The organism is Pseudalkalibacillus decolorationis (assembly GCF_024609785.1).
Classification (GTDB): domain Bacteria; phylum Bacillota; class Bacilli; order Bacillales; family Fictibacillaceae; genus Pseudalkalibacillus; species Pseudalkalibacillus decolorationis.
Genome location: NZ_JANHJQ010000035.1, coordinates 19498 through 41682 on the forward strand (window position 1 = coordinate 19498; position 22185 = coordinate 41682).

Genomic DNA, 22185 nt, shown 5'->3' on the forward strand with positions numbered 1-22185 from the left:
TTTATCAGCTAGAAAACAATTGATAAAGGAGTGACCTCTGTGAAGCAGTGGATTAAAGAAGTCGGTCGTGGTAAAAGAGGAGCGAGGGATCTTGAGTATAACGAAGCTCTCCAAGCTGCTGACTCTATCATTAACGGAGGATCTACAGATGTTCAGATAGCAGCATTTTTGGTTGCTGAACGCATAAAAACTGAGTCGTCGGATGAGTTATTGGCTTTTATTGATCAATATAGAGCTTCCTCCCATAGACTACCATTTGCAAAGGAATCCAAAAAAGTAATTGATTTTGCAGGGCCTTATGATGGGCGCAAGACATTTGCAGCTACAATACCGGTTTCTATACTGCTTTCTGAAAGCGGAGTGCCTGTTTTTTTGCATGGGAGTGACCCATTGCCCCCTAAAAATGGCGTTTCTATAAAAAGTATTTTTGAAAATTTGCATGTTCCGATTGCAAAAACTGTTAAAGAAGCTTCTGAATCACTTGAAAGGGCAAATATAGGGTTTGCCTGTACGGAAAAGTTCTGTATATCATTGGCTAACCTTCGCCAGTTGCGTGAACAAATCGGAGTTCGTACTGTTTTAAATACGGTGGAGAAATTATTGAATTTAAGCAATGCGAAATCTATTATGCTCGGGGTCTTTCATAAAACAGCGGTCAACAAGCTCATCCCAATCATGCAAACATTAGCGTATGAAGAAGCTTTTATTGTACAAGGTGTGGAAGGTTCTGAAGATTTACCTGTTCACCGCAATAGTTTTATATATAAAATTACGAATGATTCCTCTGACTCTATGATTGTCAATCCGGAAGAGTATGGGCTTAAAAGAAAACAAAGGGATGAAAAAGAATTCATCCCGCTTGAAGAACAGGTAGCTATTATACAGAGATTATTGGATGGAGAACAATCGGACGATATTGAAGATTACAGAGCACAGGTAATCTTTAATGCCGGGGTTCGCTATTACCTTTTTGGTTACTCGAATTCAATAGAGGAAGGGATACAAGTTGCAAAAAGGCAGCTTATTGAAAAAAAGGGAACAGAACGACTTGAGAGATGGCAAAATCTATTAGTAACAAACTCTTTAAGGTGAGGGTTAATTGTTCGTCCCGCTAGATTTAATGAGTTAAAGGTTGTGTTTAAATGAGTAATCTTCATGAATCGTATTTATCCTTAAAAAATTGGTGTGATAATAACATCGGAAATCATCAATCAAGTACTGGTGAGCTAAATCATTTCCACGATATCGTTATGAGATATTTATTTGAAGTTGCATTGAACAAAGTAAAGGAAGAATCAGGCCCCCCTCCTTGTCAATTTTCCTGGTTTGTCATGGGTAGCGCTGGAAGATTTGAACAGGCTGTCGTTAGCGATCAAGATCATGGCTTGATTTATGAAGCAACAAACAAGGAAGCTAGTAACTACTTCCGGGAGCTTGGGAAAGAAATCACCTCAGGTTTACATTTTATCGGTTATCCTTATTGTGATGGTAATGTGATGAGTTCTAATCCATTATGGTGTAAGTCAAAACAAGAATGGGCAGTTCAACTATCGCAATGGATGGAAGATGAAAGTTTTGATTCCATTCGTTTTTTGTTGATCTTTTATGATGCAAGGGTTCTTGTTGGAGAAGAAAAATGTGTCAGCCGCTTAAAGCAACAATTACATGAATACATTGAGAAAAAGCCTTATTTTTTGAATCGCTTACTTGTCAATACAATGCATTTTAAGAAGGCGGTTGGGGTATTCCGCCAATTTTTACCCGAAACTCACGGTTCCCATACGGGGTGTATTGATTTGAAACATTTAGGTTTTTTCCCTTTTGTGAATGCAATTCGTTTATTATCAATTAAGGAACATGTTGAGGAAACCTCTACACTATCAAGGCTTGGGTGCCTTTCTGGATTACCTGAATATAAGAAGGGGTTAGAATTGTACGAAGGAGATTTTGAAAAGTTGTTATCCCACAGATTGCAACATCATCAAAAGGTTGCGGAATATTATGATGATGTTCATTTTCTTGATGTTAAAAAACTAGGAAAAACTGAAAAAAAAGAAATAAAACAGATTTTAATGAATGGTAAAAAGCTACAGGAGTATACTGAGTCCATCATCAAAAGGACATTGAAAAATGAGATTTGAACCGGTTATTCAGTTTATGAAACAGGTACAAGGCAAAGTTAATTCGAGCATTTATACATCGTTGCAAGGACAATCAAATCCTCAGCACCTTGCTTTATTAAGGCATTTAGAAAAAGAGATGAAGGTTGAAGAGAGTTTGTCAATTCCGTTGGATGAATTGAATGTCGTTGTATTTGATCTGGAAACAACGGGTTTCTTTCCTGACCAAGGTGATGAAATCATCTCGATAGGTGCGATAAAGGTGAAGGGCGGAACCGTTCAACACAGTGAAACCTATTATTCGCTTGTTCGTTGTGATCGCGTCCTTTCACCTGAAATTAAGCAGTTGACGGAGATAAAGGAAGAGGACTTAATCCGATCTTCTGAGCTTTCAGAAGTGCTTGTTGAATTTTATGATTTTGTAAAAGGGGATGTACTTGTTGCGCATCATGCTAATCATGAAAAGAAATTCCTCCAGCATACGAACTGGAAGCTGTTTCGTTCGAAATTCAAACACCGGATTGTCGATACGTCATTTTTGTTCAAAATTGCAGAACCGAATGTCCACTTAGTTAAGCTAGAAGATTATTGTGATCATTGTGGTATTCCTGTTCAAGAGCGCCATCATGCATTAGGAGATGCGAAGTTGGCAGCACAACTATGGAGTCTATATTTAAAGAAAATTCAGGCCTTGGGGTGCAAAACCTTACAAGATGTGTACGAACGTCTTTCAATGAGGCTTTAGAATGTATAAACCATAAGGGGTTGACCCAAAACAAAGAGTCAGACACCTCCAACACAACATTTGTACGTAACAAACCTACTTGTTACTATATGTTATGTTAATTGGAGAGAGCCAGACACTTGTTGGTCAACCCCTATTTTTTTATATTAAAATGTGCATTTATTTGTCCCCGGATCATTTTATTACGTTCATTTTTCGTTTGTTCTTTTTGTTTTTTGGACATTTCTTTTTTTATTTCATAGGTTTGTACGCCATCTTCAATTTGATCTGCAATTTCCATCAATGTTTCTACATCTGCAAACGAGTATTTTCGAGTCCCCTTCTCCGTTCTTTCTGGGAAAATTAATTTTCTTTCTTCATAATAGCGAATTTTCCGATGAGATAAGCCAGTTATTTTACTGATAATTCCAATTGACATTACTTTTTTATCTTTATAGTTTTTTTTGTCAGTTGACATACCGTCACCTCTTTCGCTATGAGTGCAAATCTATTATTTAATAACTTTATTGTTGTAATTATACAAATGTTTTTTGAAAATATCAAAAATTATGTAAGATTATCTAACATGTTTTTAATCGAATCGAAAAGAATATGCAATAATTCTACATATGAAAAACGGCAGCCATTTTTTGAAGGAGAGATTTTAGATGGGGAAAGTTTACTTAGTTGGCGCAGGACCGGGAGATTCAGAACTGATCACAATAAAAGGTCTTAAATGTATTCAAGAGGCAGATGTCATTATGTATGACCGCTTAGTTAATCACGAATTGTTGAGCTATGCGAAAAATGGTGCTGACTTGATTTACTGTGGTAAAAAGCCGGATTGTCATTTGATGGATCAAGAAATAATTAATCAACTTTTAGTGATGCATTCGAAACGAGGAAAGGTTGTTACCCGGCTGAAGGGAGGAGATCCTTTTGTGTATGGTAGAGGCGGTGAGGAAGCGGAAATGCTTGTAGAACATGGGGTTCAATTTGAAATTGTACCAGGTATTACATCAGGCATCGCTGCTTCCACCTATGCAGGGATCCCTGTCACACATCGCGACTATGGTTCCACGTTTGCATTTGTAACTGGGCATCAGCGAAAAGGACAAGATAATCATTTATGTTGGGAAAGCCTCGCAAAAGGTATCGATACGTTAGCGATTTATATGGGAGTTGGTAATTTGCCGTATATTCAACAGCAGTTAATGAAACATGGGCGTCCCGGATCCACTCCGGTTGCTGTTGTTCACTCCGGAACAACAGCGAAGCAACATACCGTCACTGGAACGCTTGCATCCATTGTTGGAATCGTCGAAAAACACCAGATTCAAAATCCGAGCATGATTATTGTCGGTAAAGTGGTCCTCCTCCGCGAAAAAATAAAGTGGTTTGAACAGCTTAAACACCATGAAGTAGAACTCGACGCTTTAATGTAAGAAAACATCTAAATAATATGTTACATTTTCTCACGCAAATAATGATATGTCTCAATCACGGTGTTAGTATTCAAGTTAACAAACAAAGAATAGGAGGGGAAGACAAATCGGTGTTAAAAACAAAAAAGTTGGGGTTCTGACATTTCTATTTCTTGCGATTGAAGTATGGTTTCAAAAATGTTAATTCATTAGATCTAATGAAAGGGTACTAAAGATGAGTAAAGGCCAAGGATCTGCATTATGGTTATCAACGATTGCAACAATAATTTCATTTACCGTTTGGACAATGATTTCGCAGGCTGCGCCAATAGTAAAGAATATGTACCAGTTAAATGAGACAGAGTTGAGTGTACTTATAGCAACACCAGTTCTTTTAGGAGCATTGATGCGAATCCCGATAGGAATTGTGAGTGACCGGTATGGTGGAAGAAAGATTTTTACGTTAACGATGTTCGTTCTGATCTATCTGCTGGTAGGGGCTGGATATACCACGATATGAAATGCTGTTGTTTTGGACGTTTTTGATTGGTATAGCAGGCGCCACATTTGCCATTGCTGTCTCCTACGTTTCTCACTGGTATCCACCTGAAAAACAAGGATATGTGTTAGGGATTGTAGGCTTAGGAAATATCGGAACAGCTGTATCCGGCTTTATTGTTCCATCAATGGTATCTAAATTTGGACTTTCATGGACGTTTTGGGGAAGTGCTGTATTAATGGGTTTGATGACCGTTGTTTTCTGGTTATTTACGAAGGAAGCCCCCTTTTTAAATAAAGAAACAACATTTAAAGAGGCTTTATCGGTTATGAAGTATAGACCACTTTGGATTTTATCTGTATTCTATTTCCTTACTTTTGGTGGATTTGTTGCTTTTAGTCTTTATCTCCCTACTTTGTTACAAGAAATCTACCATTTTTCAGTCATCAGTGCAGGGTTGAAAACAGCAGGGTTTGTAGTGATCGCTACATTTATAAGACCTTTGGGTGGTTATTTAGCTGATCGCTTTGGAGCAAAAAAAATATTAATGATTCTGTTTGCAGGAATTGCCGTTAACGTTGTATTAATCCCTTTTATGGCAGTTAATTTTGTAATATTCAGTATTGCATTTTTAACATTAGCCCTTTTTTTAGGGGCGGGAAATGGAGCTGTATTCAAGCTTGTTCCTAATGTCTCTCCGGGAAAAACAGGTGCATCAGCAGGCATAATAGGAGCAATTGGGGGGATTGGTGGTTTTGCCCTGCCGCTTGTTCTTGGAATGACAAAAGACATAACCGGGAATTACATGTTAGGATTTACGATTTTGTCGATATATTCCTTTATTTGTTTCATAACAACAATACGGGAAATTAGTAATACAAAAATGAGCAGTAAAGAAAAGAATGTTAATGCTCTTCCATCCATTCAATAATTTGGAGGTATTCATATGAAAAAGAAAAAACTAGTGTTGGTTGGAAATGGAATGGCGGGAGTCCGCTGTATTGAAGAGATCTTTAAAATTGACCCAGAAGCGTTTGAGATCACGATTTTTGGAAGCGAACCACACCCGAACTATAACAGAATTTTATTATCAACGGTTTTGCAAGGTGATACATCCATAGAAGATATTACGTTAAACGAATGGGACTGGTACAAACAAAATGACATTCAACTCTTCACAGGAGAAACAGTTGTGAAGATTAATAAGGATAGAAAACAAGTGTATACCGACCAGGAAAGGATAGTAGAATATGATGAATTAATTCTTGCGACAGGCTCTTTACCGTTCATGCTTCCATTACCCGGTGCAGATAAGGAAGGAGTTACAGCATTCCGGGACATCCAAGATTGTCAAACGATGATCGACTCAGCCCAAAATTATAAAAAAGCTGTTGTTATCGGCGGTGGGCTCTTAGGTTTAGAGGCTGCTAGAGGTTTACTTAATCTTGGTATGGAAGTGGACGTCGTCCATATTTTTGATTACTTGATGGAAAGACAGCTCGATCCAACGGCTTCAAAGATGTTACAAAAAAACTAGAAGCACAAGGTATGAACTTCCTGCTTAACAAACAAACGGAAAAGATTATCGGAAGCAAACGAGTAAAAGGGTTACTTTTTAAAGACGGTTCGAAAGTTGCAGCTGATTTAGTCGTCATGGCAGTTGGAATCAGACCGAATGTTCAATTAGCCAAGGATAGCCGTATACATGTAAATCGTGGAATTATAGTGGATGATTATATGCAAACGGATTCTCCAAATATTCATGCAGTCGGTGAATGTGCAGAACACCGGGAAGTTGTATACGGATTGGTAGCCCCTCTCTACGAGCAAGGAAAAATAGTAGCAGAGAAAATCTGTGGAGTGGAAGGGAAAAAGTACGAAGGCTCGGTTGTTTCAACGCAATTAAAAGTCTCTGGTGTGGATGTTTTCTCTGCGGGCCGATTTATGGACAGCGACGATACGAAATCAATCAAAGTTTATGACGACTTTGAAGGGGTTTATAAAAAGGTTGTTATTCAAGATAACAAGGTAATTGGTGCCGTGTTATTCGGCAACATTAGCGATGGCCCTAAATTGCTAGGTATGATTAATAAAGGGACCGACATTTCCGATCTACCAAAGGTCTCGATCCTTCAATCGTCGGCGGATGGTTCAAGTGAAAGCCCTGTGATTACTGTGATTACGATGGCTAACAGTGAAGTCATTTGCGGCTGTAATGGTGTGACAAAAAGTACGATATGTGAGGCTATTGTCGAAAACGGGCTTACGACGGTTGATCAAGTAAAGAATTGTACAAATGCTTCACGATCCTGTGGGGGGTGTAAACCACTCGTTCAAGATTTATTGGAACACACGCTCGGTGACGACTTTGATCAAAGTGATATAAAAGAGGCAATTTGCAGCTGTACAAACTTAAGCCGTGAAGAAGTAATTGAAGAAATAAAGGGTAAGAAATTGAAGTTTGTCAAAGAAGTGATGAATGTGCTCGGTTGGAAAAATGATGAGGGATGTTCTAAATGCCGTCCGGCTCTGAATTACTATTTGGGAATGTTATATCCATCAGAATATAACGATGAAGAAGAATCCCGATTTGTCAATGAACGATTGCATGCCAATATTCAAGCTGATGGGACATATTCTGTTGTGCCAAGAATGTATGGTGGGGTAACGAATGCTAACGACTTAAGAAAAATAGCAGACGTATCGGATAAATATGACGTTGCGATGATCAAATTAACCGGCGGACAACGGATCGATTTATTAGGAATCAAGAAAGAAGATCTTCCAAAGGTTTGGGCCGAATTGGATATGCCATCAGGATATGCATACGGGAAAGCGTTAAGAACAGTCAAAACGTGTGTAGGTAGTCGATTTTGTCGGTTTGGAACACAGGATTCGACTCAATTGGGGATCGATTTAGAAAAGAAATTTGAACGTCTTAATACACCCCATAAAGTAAAGATGTCGGTTTCCGCTTGTCCGCGAAATTGCGCTGAATCAGGCATTAAAGATGTTGGGATCGTCGGTGTTGACGGCGGTTTTGAGATGTATGTCGGTGGAAACGGGGGTACTCATTTACGTGCTGGAGATTTATTATGCACGGTGAAAACGGAGGAGGAGGTTTTCGAGTTTACGTCCGCCTTTCTCCAATATTATCGGGAAACAGCAAATTATTTAGAAAGAACGTCAAAGTGGGTAGAACGTACGGGACTGGAACATGTTCGTGAGATGTTGTTTGATCAGAAAAGCAGACAACAATTAGTGGAGAGAATGGATGAATCTCTTACCCATACAAAAGATCCATGGAAAGAAATCGTAGAAAATGAAAATAAACAAGAAAAGTTATTTCAAAATTTAAGTTCAGCAGTCCCTAGCCGAGTATAATACGAGGGGGAATCATTATGGAACGAATACAAGTTGCATATATAAATAACCTATCAGAAAGATTGGGTAAATCTGTGAAACTAGGTAACCTTGAAATTGCTTTATTCAAGCTATCAAACGGAGAGGTGCGGGCGATTGAAAATAGCTGCCCGCACAAGGGAGGTCTTCTTTCTCAGGGGATCGTAAGCGGGGAACATGTATTTTGTCCGCTGCATGATTGGAAAATTTGTACAGGAGATGGGGAGGTTCAAGCCCCTGACGAAGGTTGTGTGAGAACATATAAAGTAGAAATACAAGATGAAAAAGTATATGTTTGCTTGTAACAGAAGCAGGCAAAAGGTGTGACCAGCTATGCATGATTTGCTAAATCATTTCCGACACAAAGAGAACGAAAATGGAACCGAAAAAGCCACTGACACACAATGCCCATATTGCAGTGTGCAGTGTACGATGCAGCTAGTTGAACAGCGTATCGCGGGTCGTAAAAGTTACAAGGTCCTTTCGAAAGATAACCCTACATCGGAAGGACGCTTATGTATAAAGGGACTGAATGCCCATCAACATGCACTGCATCAAGACCGCATTAAATATCCGATGTTAAAGAAGAACGGAGAGTTTGTCCGAATTTCTTGGCAAAAAGCGATGGAATATTTACAGGAGAAATTTTCAGATATTCAACGTCAAAATGGTGTTGATGCAATAGGAGTTTATGGAGGGGGTTCTCTGACAAACGAAGCTGCCTATTTGTTAGGCAAGTTTGCCCGTATTGCACTCAAAACAAAGTATATTGACTATAACGGTCGTTTTTGCATGTCGGCTGCTGCCTCTGCAGCAAATGCAGCTTTTGGAATTGATCGCGGGTTTACGAACAAGCTGTCGGAAATCCCTTTTGCTCGTTGCATCATATTAGCCGGGACCAATATTGCTGAATGCCAGCCGACATTAATGCCCTATTTAACGAGAGCAAAAGATAATGGCTCGTTCATAATTGTCATTGATCCAAGAGAAACGCCGACAACGGAAATTGCTGATTTACACTTAAAAGTAAAGCCTGGTATGGATGCGGCTTTAGTTAATGGATTCTTGAAGATCATCTTTGATGAAGGTTATGTCAATGAGGAGTTTATTAAAGGGATTCGAGGACTTGGAAGGATTTATCGGTGCGATCAATTTACATGAAATTTCAGAAATGACAGGAATTCAAGTGGATTACATTCGACTCGCAGCTGTAAAATACGCGAAAAGCTCTACAGGTATGGTTTTTACAGCGAGAGGCGTTGAACAGCAAACAGACGGTTATATGGCGGTAAGAAATTTCTTAAACCTCGTATTAGTAACGGGAAAAATCGGACAACTCGGCTCCGGTTACGGTGCTATCACTGGTCAGGGTAATGGTCAAGGTGGGAGGGAGCACGGTCAGAAGGCGGATCAGCTTCCAGGGTACCGTCATATAGAGAACGAGGAACATCGGCACTATATTTCAAAGGTATGGGGAATAAATGAAGCTGAGTTACCCCGAAAAGGTGTTTCAGCTTATGAAATGATTGAGAAAATTGATTCGGGAGAAATTACAGGTCTCTTTGTAATGGGGTCCAATCCAGTCGTTTCAAATCCGAATGCTAATTTTGTAGAGCAATCGTTAAAAAAATTAAACTGCTTAGTTGTAGTGGATTTATTCATTTCCGAAACAGCTAGATTAGCAGACTTAATATTACCATGTTCATCTTATTTAGAAAATGAAGGGACGATGACGAATCTAGAAGGGCGTGTTACCCTAAGACAAGCCAAACGAAAATGTCCCGGGGAAACAATGCATGACTGGAAAATAATATGTGAGATCGCTCAAGCTCTTGGAAAGGGGAAGTTTTTCTCATTTTCTTCACCGGAAGATATTTTTAATGAGCTCAGGATGGCAAGCCGTGGCGGATTTGCGGACTATTATGGGATTACCTATGAACGTCTAAAACAAGAAAGAATCTATTGGCCGTGTCCTGAACACGATCATCCTGGGGAAAGCAGGCTTTTTGAAGAAACATTTGCACACACTGATGGAAAGGCAAATATGGTTACTGTCAACAACCACTTCCCGAAAGAGCGTATAAACAAAGATTATCCTCTATACTTAACAACCGGAAGAGTCATATCGCATTATTTGACGGGTGTACAAACGAGGCATAGTCCAGCTTTGAAATCCCGTGATTTTGAATCGTTTTTAGAGATTCATCCGAATACTGCAAAAAAATATAAAATCGAAAACCATTCCTTAGTAAAGCTTGAGTCAAAACGAGGAAGTATCACAGTTAGAAGTAAATATACAACTAAAATTCGCGAAGATACTGTTTTTGTTCCCGTTCATTGGGGAGATGATCAAAGTGTGAACCGACTTACCCATGAAGCACTTGATCCGACTTGTAAAATGCCGGGATTCAAAGTTTGTGCAGTGAAAATAGGTTCGGTTATTGACCTGACTTTAAATTAAATATCCTTTGGTCAATATACTTTAAGGACCAGAAAGACGTCTATTATGAAAACTTCAACTGGTCATCAAAAGCCCTCAGACAACAAGAAATCTTCGCAGAATGTAAAAATGAATCGCAAAGACTAAAAATCATCGAAAACATCAATCTGCTTCAAACCCTTACAACCATATAGAACATCTAACAAAAACAACATTCGAACCCATCTGACTTGCTCAAAAAGGCAAACGGTGATGTGAAATTGGCGCTACATGCATGCATAAGGGGATCTAGACTTCGGCTGTATCAACTACGTACCCATGTTCAGTCCGCCAATGATGGATTTAGATCGATTACTTGTTTTGGAATCTATAGAAAAAAGTGCATGGTAAGTCTATAATACTCAATAAGCAAGAAATCAGCAGATAATCGGAAACGAATCGGATGGTGAATAGGGAAGTAAAATTATTCGAGGAGGAAAAACTTATATGCAAAAACAAGAAACTACGGTAAACCCATCCAAGTCTAAAAAGCTCTTTAAGCCGCCGACATTTGAAACTGCAGCGGAGGAACGTCTACATCTTAAACAACGTTTGGCTGCCGCTTTTCGCCTGTTTTCTAAGTTCGGCTTTGATGAAGGAGTTGCCGGACACATCACTGCAAGGGATCCTGAAAGAAAGAATCACTTCTGGGTGAATCCTTTTGGTATGCATTTTAGTCAAATCAGGCCCTCTGACTTGATCCTTGTAAACCATGAAGGGGAAGTAGTTGAAGGTGATCGACCGGTAAATCGGGCTGCGTTTGCGATCCATTCCCAAATTCATGAGGCACGACCAGATGTGATTGCAGCAGCACACACGCATTCGCTATATGGAAAAACGTGGTCTACTCTGGGACGCAAGTTAGACCCGCTCACACAAGATTCATGTGCCTTTTATGAAGATCATAGTGTGTTTGATGATTACACAGGTCTCGTTTTGGAAACGGAAGAAGGAAAAAGAATTGCACATGCCCTTGGTAAACATAAGGCTGTCATATTGCAGAATCATGGGTTGCTGACTGTAGGGAAAACGGTTGATGAGGCTGCTTGGTGGTTCATTACGATGGAACGTTCTTGTCAGGCGCAACTGATGGCTGAGGGTGTAGGAACACCACGCCTTATTTCGGATGAAGGTGCGAAATCAGCTGCTTCTGAAGTTGGAACCTCTGTTGCCGGATGGTTCCAATTCCAGCCGTTATGGGATCGAATTGTGAAAGAACAGCCCGACCTATTAGATCAATAGGGATAGAAAAAGGACTGAGTGGAGGTGTGTTTGAACTGTACCCTCCAAAATAGACAGTTTAGTAAAAACACCTAAGCAGCTAATTGGTGACCTCGGTATTGTTCTGGGGTCATCTTTTCAATCTCCATTAATATTCCATGTAGTCTTCTACTTCTATTGTAACTCCCGAATGTCTTACAAGAGGAAGCATCTAGTTCATCCTTTAAGTGGAAAAAGAAGGAGTGCGGGAAAAGAATCAAATTAGTTTAATAAATCAAACATTTCCCTTGAATCTAAGTTAGCTGGTTTTACTGTTATTTATATCAACGGCTATAAGTGTAGAGACCATTTTGGAATGACCTTCTCCACACGGAATCGTACAATAGACTTGATATTCTCCTGGTTCGAATATTACTTTCGTAGATCCTTCTCCCTCAATATTAACGTTCTCCAAACCTTTTATGCCAAGACCATGATAACCATCTTCACTCTTAAAGTTGATCGTCACCGGCTTCCCGGCTATTACTTTATAAACCTTTTTGTTAAATTCCCAATTGGTAGCACTTACTTCAATGACTGTTACCGGGGGATCATCCATTTGTTCTGCTTCATTTTGAATATTTTGAGTGCAAGCTGTCACGAATAATATGATGGTTACCATGAATAACTGTTTATATCCCACATTGTTTCCTCCAAAAAATCTGCATGGTGTATTATGTTCATTTTTCCCTTTAACGATAATTACATACAAAAAAGAACCGACTTATGTAGGGCAAGATCACATTTATCCTGTTCATCGGTATCCTACAATTAGCTACCTTCCTAAAAGGTCAGCGTACAAAGTCTATATGAAGCGAACATTGAGTTAGAGTGTGGAAACGCGATTATATTATCCCATAGCATAAACAAGTTTGACCGTTAAAAATGGCGGTTTACTTCTTTTTTGGAGGAAAAACATCACCTTTTGTCTAAGTTAATAGATGAAGGGAAGTGGGCATTATTAAAAAGTATTCAGTTTAACGAACATTAATAGTCATAAACAATTTAGAGTGATAGAGTACCAATCTAAGAAGGAGTGACCTAAAGATGGAAAAAAGAGTTTCTAAAGTTTTGTCTGATCAGTTGGAACTACCAATCATTGCTGCACCCATGTTTCTTGTCTCAAGTCCTCAAATGGTCATAGAATCTTGTAAATCTGGAATCATTGGTTCATTTCCACTTTTAAATGCTCGAACATCCGAGATTTTAGAAGAATGGATGAAAGAAATATGTCATGAGCTATCAGTGGCAAAATTGAACGAAGCAAATCATAAAGTGGGACCTTGGGCGGTAAATCTGATCGTACATAGTTCGAATAAGCGCTACAGAGAAGATTTGGAGTTGGTTAAAAAGTACCAGCCTCCAATCGTTATCACGTCACTTGGTGATCCAAGTCTGGTGACGGATGTTGTTCACGGATACGGTGGACTTGTATTTTCAGATGTCATTGACCTTAAGTATGCAAGGAAAGCTGTTCAAAAGGGAGTAGATGGCTTAATACTCGTATGTTCTGGTGCAGGGGGACATAGTGGTGTCATCAATCAAAACGCTTTTATTTCATCTGTCCGAGAGTTTTGGGATGGAATTATTGTATTAGCTGGATCAATCTCTAATGGAAATGATATCCTGGCAGCTGAGGTGTTAGGAGCAGATTTGGTTTATATGGGAACCAGATTCATAGCTGCAACTGAAAGTTTAGCAGGTGCTGATTATAAAGAAATGCTGGTCGATTCAACGTTCGAGGATATCATCTATACGGATGTGTTTAGCGGTGTAAAAGCTAATTACTTGATTCCTAGCATCAAAAAGGCGGGGATTGATCCTGATCAGTTACCAGATAGGAAATCAATTGATTTTTCTGAAATGAACAAGTCTAAAGTAAAAGCATGGAAAAACATTTGGTCAGCAGGCCATGGGGTAACTACTATTAAAAATGTACAGCCTATTGCTGAGATTATTGCTGAGTTAAAGCAGTCCTATTCAGAATCACTAGATTCATTATTAAAGACCAAAGGCCATAGCACTTTCTAAAAGCTGGGGAATTTTTTACACTATTGAACGGTATTTACGTTTTGTACTCTTAGTAATAACTACCTCACCAATTTGTCTACCTAATCTTAAGCCATCGTCGTTGTCTATTTTAAAATGTACCCCAGCATATAAACGAGATTGAGCACTTTCTTCCATCACTTTTTTTATTGCGGAGGACTCCGGTGGAAAGAAATAACTTAATATGACCTATGTACATCCTGCTACAGTGGCGTGTGAAGAAGGATAGGCCGGAAAACGGGGGAGTAGGTAATACGATAGCTAGGTTTCTGTCATATTGACATGGACGTTAGACATCCCAAGATATTTAAAAAACCACGTCATCACAAAGGTATCATTTATCGCAGTATGAAAATATCCTAACACTCTAGCAGCATATTGGGGGCCTTGTCTATATTTTTCAATGAAACTAAAAAGAATAGAGTGATTCGCTTGGTTAATTCTACTGTTCCCCAATAAAGGATTTTTCAAGGCCTAAAACCGATTATTTTTGAAGACTTTAAGGATTTAAAATCTTCAAAAATAATTAATGCAACGCTAGTGACTTATTTTGCACTAATAACACAAATAAAGGATCATACATATTAGTCAGACTAATATGTATGATCCTTTTATGTAGAGCTTTCGTAACCAGGTTTTAATGAAGTAGCAGACATTGTAGGGCCAACATTTGGAGAGTTCTCCGTAATCGTTTGAACTCCTATTGGTTTGGTAGTTTTCAATCATCTAATCGTTGTTTTTATTTCTTTGGGGAAGTTTCCCTTTAATTTACAGATCAATATAGATAATACTTATCTTTAGTTTCCTTAGTTTTCAACTTTGCTCTCGTTTATTTCGCTAACTAGTAAATATCCCCCCATGTAAATCATTTCTTCTTTTTTTCTAACAAGTTACTCGGTGAAATTCTTTGCTCGTAACATATCACTCACTTCTTGAAGCTTAGCGATGGAGGTTTTGGATGTTCTTCTTCCGAGCTCTATAACTAAAGATTCCAGTAGTAAAACCGTTGGAAGAATAGAATATTGTTTACTGCTTGCTTTCGTTTTTAAATTTACAGAAGCATACGATGCCGCTGGCGATGCTAGGTGGTCGGTAACAAGTATGACCGGCTTGCTATTTTTATAACAAAATTGCGTAGCTTCAATTCCTATCGTAGTTGAAGGGGCGTTGTCAATTACGAGAAGAACGTCAACCTCTGTAAACCTTAATAGGCGGTCAAAGATGAACTCTGTATCGTGGCTTAGTTGTTGAACTTCTGGATAGAATTCCTCTAATAAATGACCAATATAAATGGCTAATCCTTTACTTGAACGCAGTCCTAATATGCTAACTCTTTTTGCTTTTAATAATAGTTGAGTTGCAAGTTCAAACTCATTTAATAACGAAGGTGTTACTGTTTGATTAAGTATTGTTTCGGATTCCTTCAAACATTCTCTTAAAGTATGATCACTTTGATCGGTGTTTTTAAAAGACTCTTGCAGGTGCCACCAAGCAGATGGGGTACTTTGCATGGATGCGTCATGAATGTCTTTTTTTATATCAGAATAACTTTCATACCCGAGGTTTTTAATAAGTCGAATAACAGTAGTAGTGCCGACTTTGGCTCCTTCAGAAAGTTCAGCAATTGTTAATACGCCAACCGATTGATAATTTTTAATTAAATAATCACATAGGTTTTTTTGTTTTTTGGGTAAAGACTCTCTTTGATTTAGAAGTTTATTTAAAAAATTACTGTGACCCTCGCCAGTTAAAACATTAACTTTATCTTGATCTTTACTAGTTATAATTACCCCTCCTTGTAATTAAAAATCTAACTTTATTATATATCAAATAATTATATCAAAAATTAAGGTAGTTTCAAAAAGGAATATTTTAAACTTTTATTTTAATGAATGGTTGAATATATTCCTTTTTTGGTCTATTCTTAAAATTGTAAATTGAAATAAAATTCAAAATAAAAATTGGAGGCAAATCAATGAGTAACAATGGAGAGGTAGAAGTATTATGGTTGTCACAGGAAGAATGTATCCAAGGTGGAGCAAAGGACATGGATATGATACTTGAATACGTGGAAAAAGTTAATTTGTGGTTAGCTCAAGATAAAGTTGTAGAACCTGAGCTTTTGCATCTATTATGGGAAAAAGGTAATTATTCAGGGCAACGAATTGGTGTTCACGCAGCACTTATTCGCTCAGAAGAAATGCAAGTGGCTGCAGTCAAAGGGATTCCTAGTAACCCATTAAATCCAATTAAACGGAACTCTCCAAGATCAAACGGGTTGATTATTCTTTATTCAGAAGAGACAGGGTATCCGTTTGCGGTTATGGATGACACGATTGTAAGCGCCCTCAGAACAGGGGCATCGAGTGCGTTAGGTGCAAAATATTGCGCTAGACCAGATTCAGAAATTCTTGGATTAGTGGGTTGTGGGGTTATCCAAAATGCACACATTGAAGCGACAAGTAAAGTAATGCACAACATTCATACTGTACGACTGTATGATATTAACCCTGATAAAGCACGTGAATTTGCTGCTAAATGGGCACATCTGGGATATAAGTTTGAAATTTGCACAAGTATTGAAGAAGCAGTCGCACAATCAGATATCGTCTATACAGCAACAAATGTTAATTTAGGTAGTGAGTACATTCCTAAAGAGTGGATCAAAAAAGGATCATTTCATTCTGGTGTGTCGATGTGGGATCACAAAGATGAAGCAATTCTTGAAGGCTTTAACAAGTATTGTATGGATTATAAACTTCGTCTTCAAGATGACAAATATCCGTTATCCGAATTAACAAAATCGGGAAAGATTCAGTCGGAAAATATTATCGAGTTAGGCCAAATCATTACTGGAAATAAAACAATACGTGAAAGTGAAAATGACAGCGTTTTCTTTGTGACGCTAGGCATTTGTGCAACAGATACAGCAAACTCTTATCGTATTTATGAAAATGCGAAGGCAAAAGGGCTAGGAACTAAAGTGAAACTTTGGTCGGAACCAGCACTAGTATAACTACAATAATACTCAGATTAATAGTTACATTGGAGTAGGAGAGGAGCTAAAAAGCTCCTCCTTCTCCATGTTTCAATGAAGGAGGTTTATCATTGGCTATACATCCATTTAAAAATGAAAAGTCTGATGATTGGGAAAAAGGGGAGAGAAATGCCGAACTACAGCAAGCGTTAGCTTCCATTCGCGAACAATTTTCTACTAATTATCCTTTATATATAAACGGGGAAGAGATCTATACCGAGAAAACAGTGCCTTCTTACAATCCTAGTAACCATGAGCAAGTTCTCGGCTATGTAAGTCAGGCAAGAAAACATGATGTGGGAAAAGCCATTGATGCTGCAGAAAAGGCATTTGAAGATTGGCGATTACGATCCTTTAAAGACCGGGCGATGTATTTATTAAAAGCTGCGGAAATTATGAGAAGAAGAAAAGCAGAGCTTGTCGCATGGCAAATATATGAGGTTGGTAAAAATTATTATGAAGCAGATGGTGAGATTCTTGAAGCAATTGATTTCTTAGAAATGTATGCAAGAAAAGCTATTGCTTTAGGAGAGGAACAATGTGTTAATACATCACCTGGGATTGAAAATCGTTTAGAGTATCTTCCGCTTGGTATTGGTGTTATCATACCACCTTGGAATTTCCCGTTAGCGATTTTAACTGGCATGACAGCTTCGGCAATTGTAACAGGAAATACGGTTTTAATAAAACCATCGATCGTTACACCAATTACAGGATATAAATTTATGGAAATTATGCAAGAGCTTCACCTTCCAGATGGTGTTGTAAACTTTGTTCCAGGTTCTTCACGTGAAATAGGTGATTTTATGGTAGGACACAAAGATGTTAATTTCATTTCGTTTACTGGGTCCAAAGAAGTTGGATTGCATATCGATGAAATCGCCCATCAACGCACCAAAGGACAACGCTGGATTAAACGCGTTGTATCTGAAATGGGTGGAAAAAATGGGGTTGTTGTAGATGAAACAGCAGACCTCGATGCAGCTGCTGAAGCAATTGTCACATCCGCATTTAGATTTCAAGGGCAAAAATGTTCTGCGGGTTCACGAGCGATTATTCATGAGGAAGTATACGGTGCTCTAATTGAAAAAATTGTAGAACGTACTGCAACGTTAAAGGTTGGAAATACGTTAGAAAATCCTGATTTAGGTCCGGTTATTGATGAAAAGGCTTACAATAATATCGTTAATTATATAGAACTTGGAAAAAAAGAGGCATCTCTTGCACTGGGTGGCTCGAGTGATAATGGTGTTGGATACTATATAGAACCAACTATTTTCAAAGATGTAGCCCCCGAATCTAGGATTATGAGGGAAGAAATTTTTGGTCCAGTATTGGCTATTTGTAAAGTGTCTAACTTTGAAGAAGGGATTCGTGTGTATAACGATACTGAGTATGGGCTAACAGGTGCTTTATTTACGAAAGATCGAGAACGGATGGCATATGCTCGGATGCATATGAGGTGCGGAAATTTATTCTTTAATAGTAAATGTACGGGTGCGATCGTAGGAGTTCAGCCTTTTGGAGGGTATTACATGTCAGGTACGGGTGCAAAAACTGGTACAGGCGAGTATTTGCTAAACTTTGTTCAAGCGAAAACAACATCAGAAAAATTATAATTTTATTTAAAAAATTTTAAAAGGAGGGTTTTAGATGAAGGTATTAGAAGGAGGATGGCCACCGGAAGCGAAGTTTGAACCAACATTCAGAGGCGAGGAATATTATGACCTGGCTCATTTTGAAAAAGAATTAGAAAAAGTTTGGTTTAAAACATGGTTATGTGCTGGGCGTGAAGAAGAGATTCCGAACAAAGGCGACTATTTTACGGTTAAAATCGGTAATGAAAACTTAATTTGTATAAGAGCGATTAATGGTTCTGTAAGCACTTTTTATAATGTATGTCAACATCGAGGTGCTGTACTCTGTGAGGAGGAAAAAGGAAATTTTAAAAATGGGTTTATGACGTGCTTCTATCATAGCTGGACATACAGCAGTAACAACGGCGATTTACTAGGAACACCGAATATTCCTGACAAAGATTCAAGCTTCAGGAAGTGTGACCATTCCCTTCATACAGTAAAAACAGAAACTTGGGACGGGTATATTTGGATTAATATGGATCCTGATGCTCCGTCGTTAAAAGAGAGCTTTAAGCTACCAGAATCTTGGGCTCTTTACCAAAACTATCAAATGAATGAATTAAAGCTGGGAGCAGAAACAACTTATCATGTTAAGGCAAATTGGAAGCTTCTAATGGAGAACGCTTCAGAATGTTATCATTGTGGAAATATTCACCCAGGTCTGGGAAACGCAACACCGCCGAATCAGCCAAGGGTTTGGATCGACCCTAGCATACCTGGGACGAAAGTAATTAAGCACGTTGGTGGAATGGCCTTACGAGATGGCTTTGATCGTGTAAACTTAGATGGTAAAGCATACCGTTCAAACTTTGAAGGTATTAGTGAAGACGATCAACGAAAAATTTATTACCTTCATATTTATCCCCATGCCTACATTTGTATGGCTAGTGACTATGTGTTTATTACAACAATGTGGCCGATTAAGCCAGATGAAACATTAGTAAAGGCATATTGGCTATTTGACCCTATGGTCCTTGCAAGTGAAAGCCCATCGATCCAAGATGCGATAGATGTATGGGATATTACTAGCAAAGAAGACTGGAGAGCTGCGGAACTTGCTCAAATCGGTAATCAATCAAGAATGTATAAAAAAGGTGGCGTATACACGCCAATCGATTGGCGTGTAGCTAATTTTAAAAAATATGTATACTCCGAGTTAGAAAACTAAAATTTCCTCATATGAAGAATACTTCTTATGAACCCAGGACTCTGATATGTAACTGGCCTGACTATATATGACTGATTTATAATCGGGCCAATTTTTTCTATGGTAATGAATAGGGAAAAATCGATTTCTATTTTTGGAATATTCCCCCTAATCAAAAAAGATCCAAAAGGAATATTTGATATCCTCATTTAAATAAATAATTTTGCAGATAGGTTACTGAAGTAAATAGGTTTCTTGAAACTCTTTGAAGCAAATGTGAACATTGGGTGGATTCAGTAAGAATAAATCGTGTGTTTTGTAAGCGTTACCATAAACAAGCCGATTTATATTTTTCTGTATTAAAGGCAGAGAGCGAAATAATATTATACGGTTAGGTCTTTTTATCAAACGTATAATAGAGGAGGAAATTCATTGTTAAATAATATCGTTTTAAAAGCTTCATTATTTTTGTGTCTGTTGTTCATAGGGATAGGTGTACTATTTACAGAGGCGTTGTCAACAAGTGCTTCTACTATATTAAATTTCCTTATTACGCACTTTGATTGGTTTTATCTTACTTCTGGAACGATTTTTGTCATACTCTGTTTATATTTAATGTTTTCGAAATATGGAAGCATTCGACTTGGGAAGAATACAGATCGGCCTGATTATAGTACAAAGTCTTGGATTGCCATGTTGTTTAGTGGAGGTATGGGGGTAGGGTTGGTATTCTGGGCAGTGGCAGAACCACTGTATCATTATGTAACTCCGCCCTATGGCGAAGGAGGAACAGCGGAAGCTGCACACATAGCAATGCAATATACCTTTTTCCACTGGGGAGTATTTCCTTGGGCCATCTTTGCTGTCATGGGATTAGGACTAGCATATTTTCAATTTAGAAAAGGGTTACCTGCTTCTATCAGTTCTTTATTTTATCCGGTGTTAGGAGATCGAATCTATTCTCCGATAGGTAAATCGATTGATATTTTAGCTGTATTTATTACAGCGATAGGTGTAGCTAGTACGTTAGGTTTAAGTACACTACAAATCAATGGTGGATTGAACTATTTATGGGGAGCACCAAATACGGTAATCACTCAAATCCTTATCATCGCAATAGCGACTGCTTTCTTTTTAATATCGTCCTGTTCGGGGTTAGATAAAGGGATAAAGCTGCTGTCGAATGTAAATATGTTAATTGCATTTGCTCTTATGTTATCTATCTTTTTACTTGGTCCAACAGCACAAATTTTACAAGTACTTGTCAGTACGACAGGGTCACACGTCCAAACGATGATTGACACGAGTGTTCGATTACAACCTTTCAATAGTGAAGAAAATGCTTGGGTTTCTAGTTGGACTGTATTTTACTGGGCTTGGTGGATGACATGGGCTCCATTTGTCGGATCATTCGTTGCTAGAATTTCAAAAGGAAGAACAATTAAGGAATATGTATTAGGTGTATTACTAGTACCTACGTTTATTACTTTTATTTGGTTTTCCATTTTTGGAGGGGCTGCACTACACCTCGTTCATGACTTAGGATTCACTGCTTTAGCAGATGATGTTCATTCTGATATTACTTTAGCGTTATTTTCATTTTTTAGTTACTTTCCGTTAAGTATGTTACTAAGCATTGCTGCTTTAATCCTTATTTTCACGTTCTTGATCACTTCAGCTGACTCTGCGACATTTGTGTTAGGAATGCTGAGTGATGGAGGAAATCTAAACCCTTCTAATCAAATAAAAATTATGTGGGGGCTAATTATTGCAGGATCGTCCATCGTCTTTTTATTAGCAGGAGGATTAGAAGCAGTCAAGACGTTATCGATTGTTGTAGCATCGCCGTTCACTCTGCTTATGGTAATCATTTGTTACTCAATATTGAAAGCGTTGAAAAAGGATGGGTTTGAAACGTCGGAGGAATTGGAAGCAGAAAATGAATCAAACATTGATTCTATCCATTCTAATAGTTCAAAGAAAAAAAGTAGTTAAAAATTATAGTATTTGTATCCAAAACAAAACAACAACAGTAACCAATTCAGGAATATATAATGGATTAAAATCGATTGGATTGATTGATAGATAAAAAAAACAGGAAGTTTTTATAAATTGGTTTGCCATGCTTTTGGAGTTAACATAGCAACCCATATATTACAATCATTTTTAAAAAAGTTGATTTCTTCAAAACGAAAAACGAAAAGGAAATCAGCTTTTTTAACACGTTAAGAAAGCATTCCTGTAATAAAGCAAAATGAGGTTTGTACAAAAAAAGTCCCCTTGGTATGATACGAGGTGTCCGGAAAGCTAATCAGCGATAAAACGGACCCTTAACTAAAACCAAGGAGGACATACATGAATTATAAACAAAATCAAAAAATCTTACAACTGACAGAACAAACCG

General features: G+C 38.1%; 16 protein-coding genes and 3 pseudogenes. 15 read left to right on the plus strand and 4 right to left on the minus strand.

Features of this window, described 5'->3' with window-relative positions; genetic code table 11:
* Positions 1-39 precede the first annotated feature (39 nt).
* Genes NON16_RS22325 through NON16_RS22335 form a run of 3 tightly spaced genes read left to right on the plus strand, consistent with a single transcriptional unit; the run spans position 40 to position 2865 of the window.
* Entirely contained in the window at positions 40-1092 is a 1053-nt protein-coding gene (locus NON16_RS22325; RefSeq protein WP_257351613.1) for an anthranilate phosphoribosyltransferase, read from the plus strand.
* 50 nt (positions 1093-1142) lie between these two features.
* On the plus strand, positions 1143-2141 hold the full coding sequence (locus NON16_RS22330; protein WP_257351614.1) for a DUF294 nucleotidyltransferase-like domain-containing protein: 999 nt from the start codon (positions 1143-1145) through the stop codon (positions 2139-2141).
* Positions 2131-2865: an exonuclease domain-containing protein gene (locus NON16_RS22335; protein WP_257351615.1), complete on the plus strand. Its 735-nt coding sequence runs from the start codon at positions 2131-2133 to the stop codon at positions 2863-2865. The genes NON16_RS22330 and NON16_RS22335 overlap by 11 nt, the downstream gene beginning before the upstream one ends.
* Positions 2866-2998: 133 nt before the next feature.
* Here the strand turns inward: NON16_RS22335 and NON16_RS22340 are convergent, their stop codons facing one another.
* Positions 2999-3322 carry a MerR family transcriptional regulator gene (locus NON16_RS22340; RefSeq protein ID WP_257351616.1) on the minus strand — a complete coding sequence of 108 codons (324 nt, stop codon included), beginning with the start codon at positions 3320-3322 and terminating at the stop codon, positions 2999-3001.
* Positions 3323-3512: 190 nt separating this feature from the next.
* Between NON16_RS22340 and cobA the strand changes: the two genes are divergently transcribed.
* The 7 genes and pseudogenes from cobA to NON16_RS22375 all read left to right on the plus strand — a co-directional run bounded on the left by cobA (position 3513) and on the right by NON16_RS22375 (position 11890).
* Positions 3513-4289, plus strand: coding sequence for a uroporphyrinogen-III C-methyltransferase (gene cobA / locus NON16_RS22345; RefSeq protein WP_257351617.1), 777 nt, complete (start codon positions 3513-3515; stop codon positions 4287-4289).
* 214 nt (positions 4290-4503) lie between these two features.
* Positions 4504-4788 carry an MFS transporter gene (locus NON16_RS22350; RefSeq protein ID WP_257351618.1) on the plus strand — a complete coding sequence of 95 codons (285 nt, stop codon included), beginning with the start codon at positions 4504-4506 and terminating at the stop codon, positions 4786-4788.
* A 1-nt stretch (position 4789) separates the two neighbouring features.
* Positions 4790-5698: an MFS transporter gene (locus tag NON16_RS22355; RefSeq protein WP_257351619.1), complete on the plus strand. Its 909-nt coding sequence runs from the start codon at positions 4790-4792 to the stop codon at positions 5696-5698.
* A 15-nt stretch (positions 5699-5713) separates the two neighbouring features.
* Positions 5714-8151, plus strand: a pseudogene (gene nirB, locus NON16_RS22360) (nitrite reductase large subunit NirB).
* 17 nt (positions 8152-8168) lie between these two features.
* On the plus strand, positions 8169-8474 hold the full coding sequence (nirD, locus tag NON16_RS22365; protein ID WP_257351620.1) for a nitrite reductase small subunit NirD: 306 nt from the start codon (positions 8169-8171) through the stop codon (positions 8472-8474).
* Positions 8475-8502: 28 nt separating this feature from the next.
* Positions 8503-10630: pseudogene (gene nasC / locus NON16_RS22370) on the plus strand (assimilatory nitrate reductase catalytic subunit NasC).
* 465 nt (positions 10631-11095) lie between these two features.
* A complete protein-coding gene (locus NON16_RS22375; RefSeq protein WP_257351621.1) occupies positions 11096-11890 on the plus strand; it encodes a class II aldolase/adducin family protein in 795 nt (264 codons plus the stop codon).
* Positions 11891-12167: 277 nt separating this feature from the next.
* Here NON16_RS22375 and NON16_RS22380 read toward each other — a convergent pair whose 3' ends face one another.
* Entirely contained in the window at positions 12168-12551 is a 384-nt protein-coding gene (locus NON16_RS22380; protein ID WP_257351622.1) for a cupredoxin domain-containing protein, read from the minus strand.
* A 404-nt stretch (positions 12552-12955) separates the two neighbouring features.
* On the opposite strand from NON16_RS22380, the gene NON16_RS22385 reads away from it, so the two are divergent.
* Complete coding sequence (locus NON16_RS22385; protein WP_257351623.1) at positions 12956-13939, plus strand: NAD(P)H-dependent flavin oxidoreductase; 984 nt, start codon at positions 12956-12958, stop codon at positions 13937-13939.
* A gap of 908 nt (positions 13940-14847) precedes the next feature.
* On the opposite strand, the gene NON16_RS22390 is transcribed toward NON16_RS22385, so the two are convergent.
* Together NON16_RS22390 and NON16_RS25765 are read right to left on the minus strand one after the other, a co-directional pair.
* Positions 14848-15468 (minus strand): MurR/RpiR family transcriptional regulator, encoded by a 621-nt coding sequence (locus NON16_RS22390; protein ID WP_257351624.1) that lies wholly within the window; start codon positions 15466-15468, stop codon positions 14848-14850.
* Between the two features lie 18 nt (positions 15469-15486).
* A pseudogene (locus tag NON16_RS25765) lies at positions 15487-15744 on the minus strand (MurR/RpiR family transcriptional regulator); the annotation flags it as partial.
* Positions 15745-15932: 188 nt separating this feature from the next.
* Here NON16_RS25765 and NON16_RS22395 point away from each other — a divergent pair.
* The 4 genes from NON16_RS22395 (at position 15933) to NON16_RS22410 (ending at position 21776) form a co-directional block, all read left to right on the plus strand.
* The gene (locus NON16_RS22395) at positions 15933-16973 is read left to right on the plus strand and encodes an ornithine cyclodeaminase family protein (protein ID WP_257351625.1); all 1041 of its coding nucleotides are present in this window, start codon (positions 15933-15935) and stop codon (positions 16971-16973) included.
* Between the two features lie 92 nt (positions 16974-17065).
* Entirely contained in the window at positions 17066-18613 is a 1548-nt protein-coding gene (locus NON16_RS22400; protein ID WP_257351626.1) for an L-glutamate gamma-semialdehyde dehydrogenase, read from the plus strand.
* A 34-nt stretch (positions 18614-18647) separates the two neighbouring features.
* Positions 18648-19802, plus strand: a complete 1155-nt coding sequence (locus NON16_RS22405) for an aromatic ring-hydroxylating oxygenase subunit alpha (protein WP_257351627.1) — start codon at positions 18648-18650, stop codon at positions 19800-19802.
* Between the two features lie 411 nt (positions 19803-20213).
* A complete protein-coding gene (locus NON16_RS22410) occupies positions 20214-21776 on the plus strand; it encodes a glycine betaine uptake BCCT transporter (protein ID WP_257351628.1) in 1563 nt (520 codons plus the stop codon).
* The last annotated feature ends 409 nt before the right edge of the window (positions 21777-22185 follow it).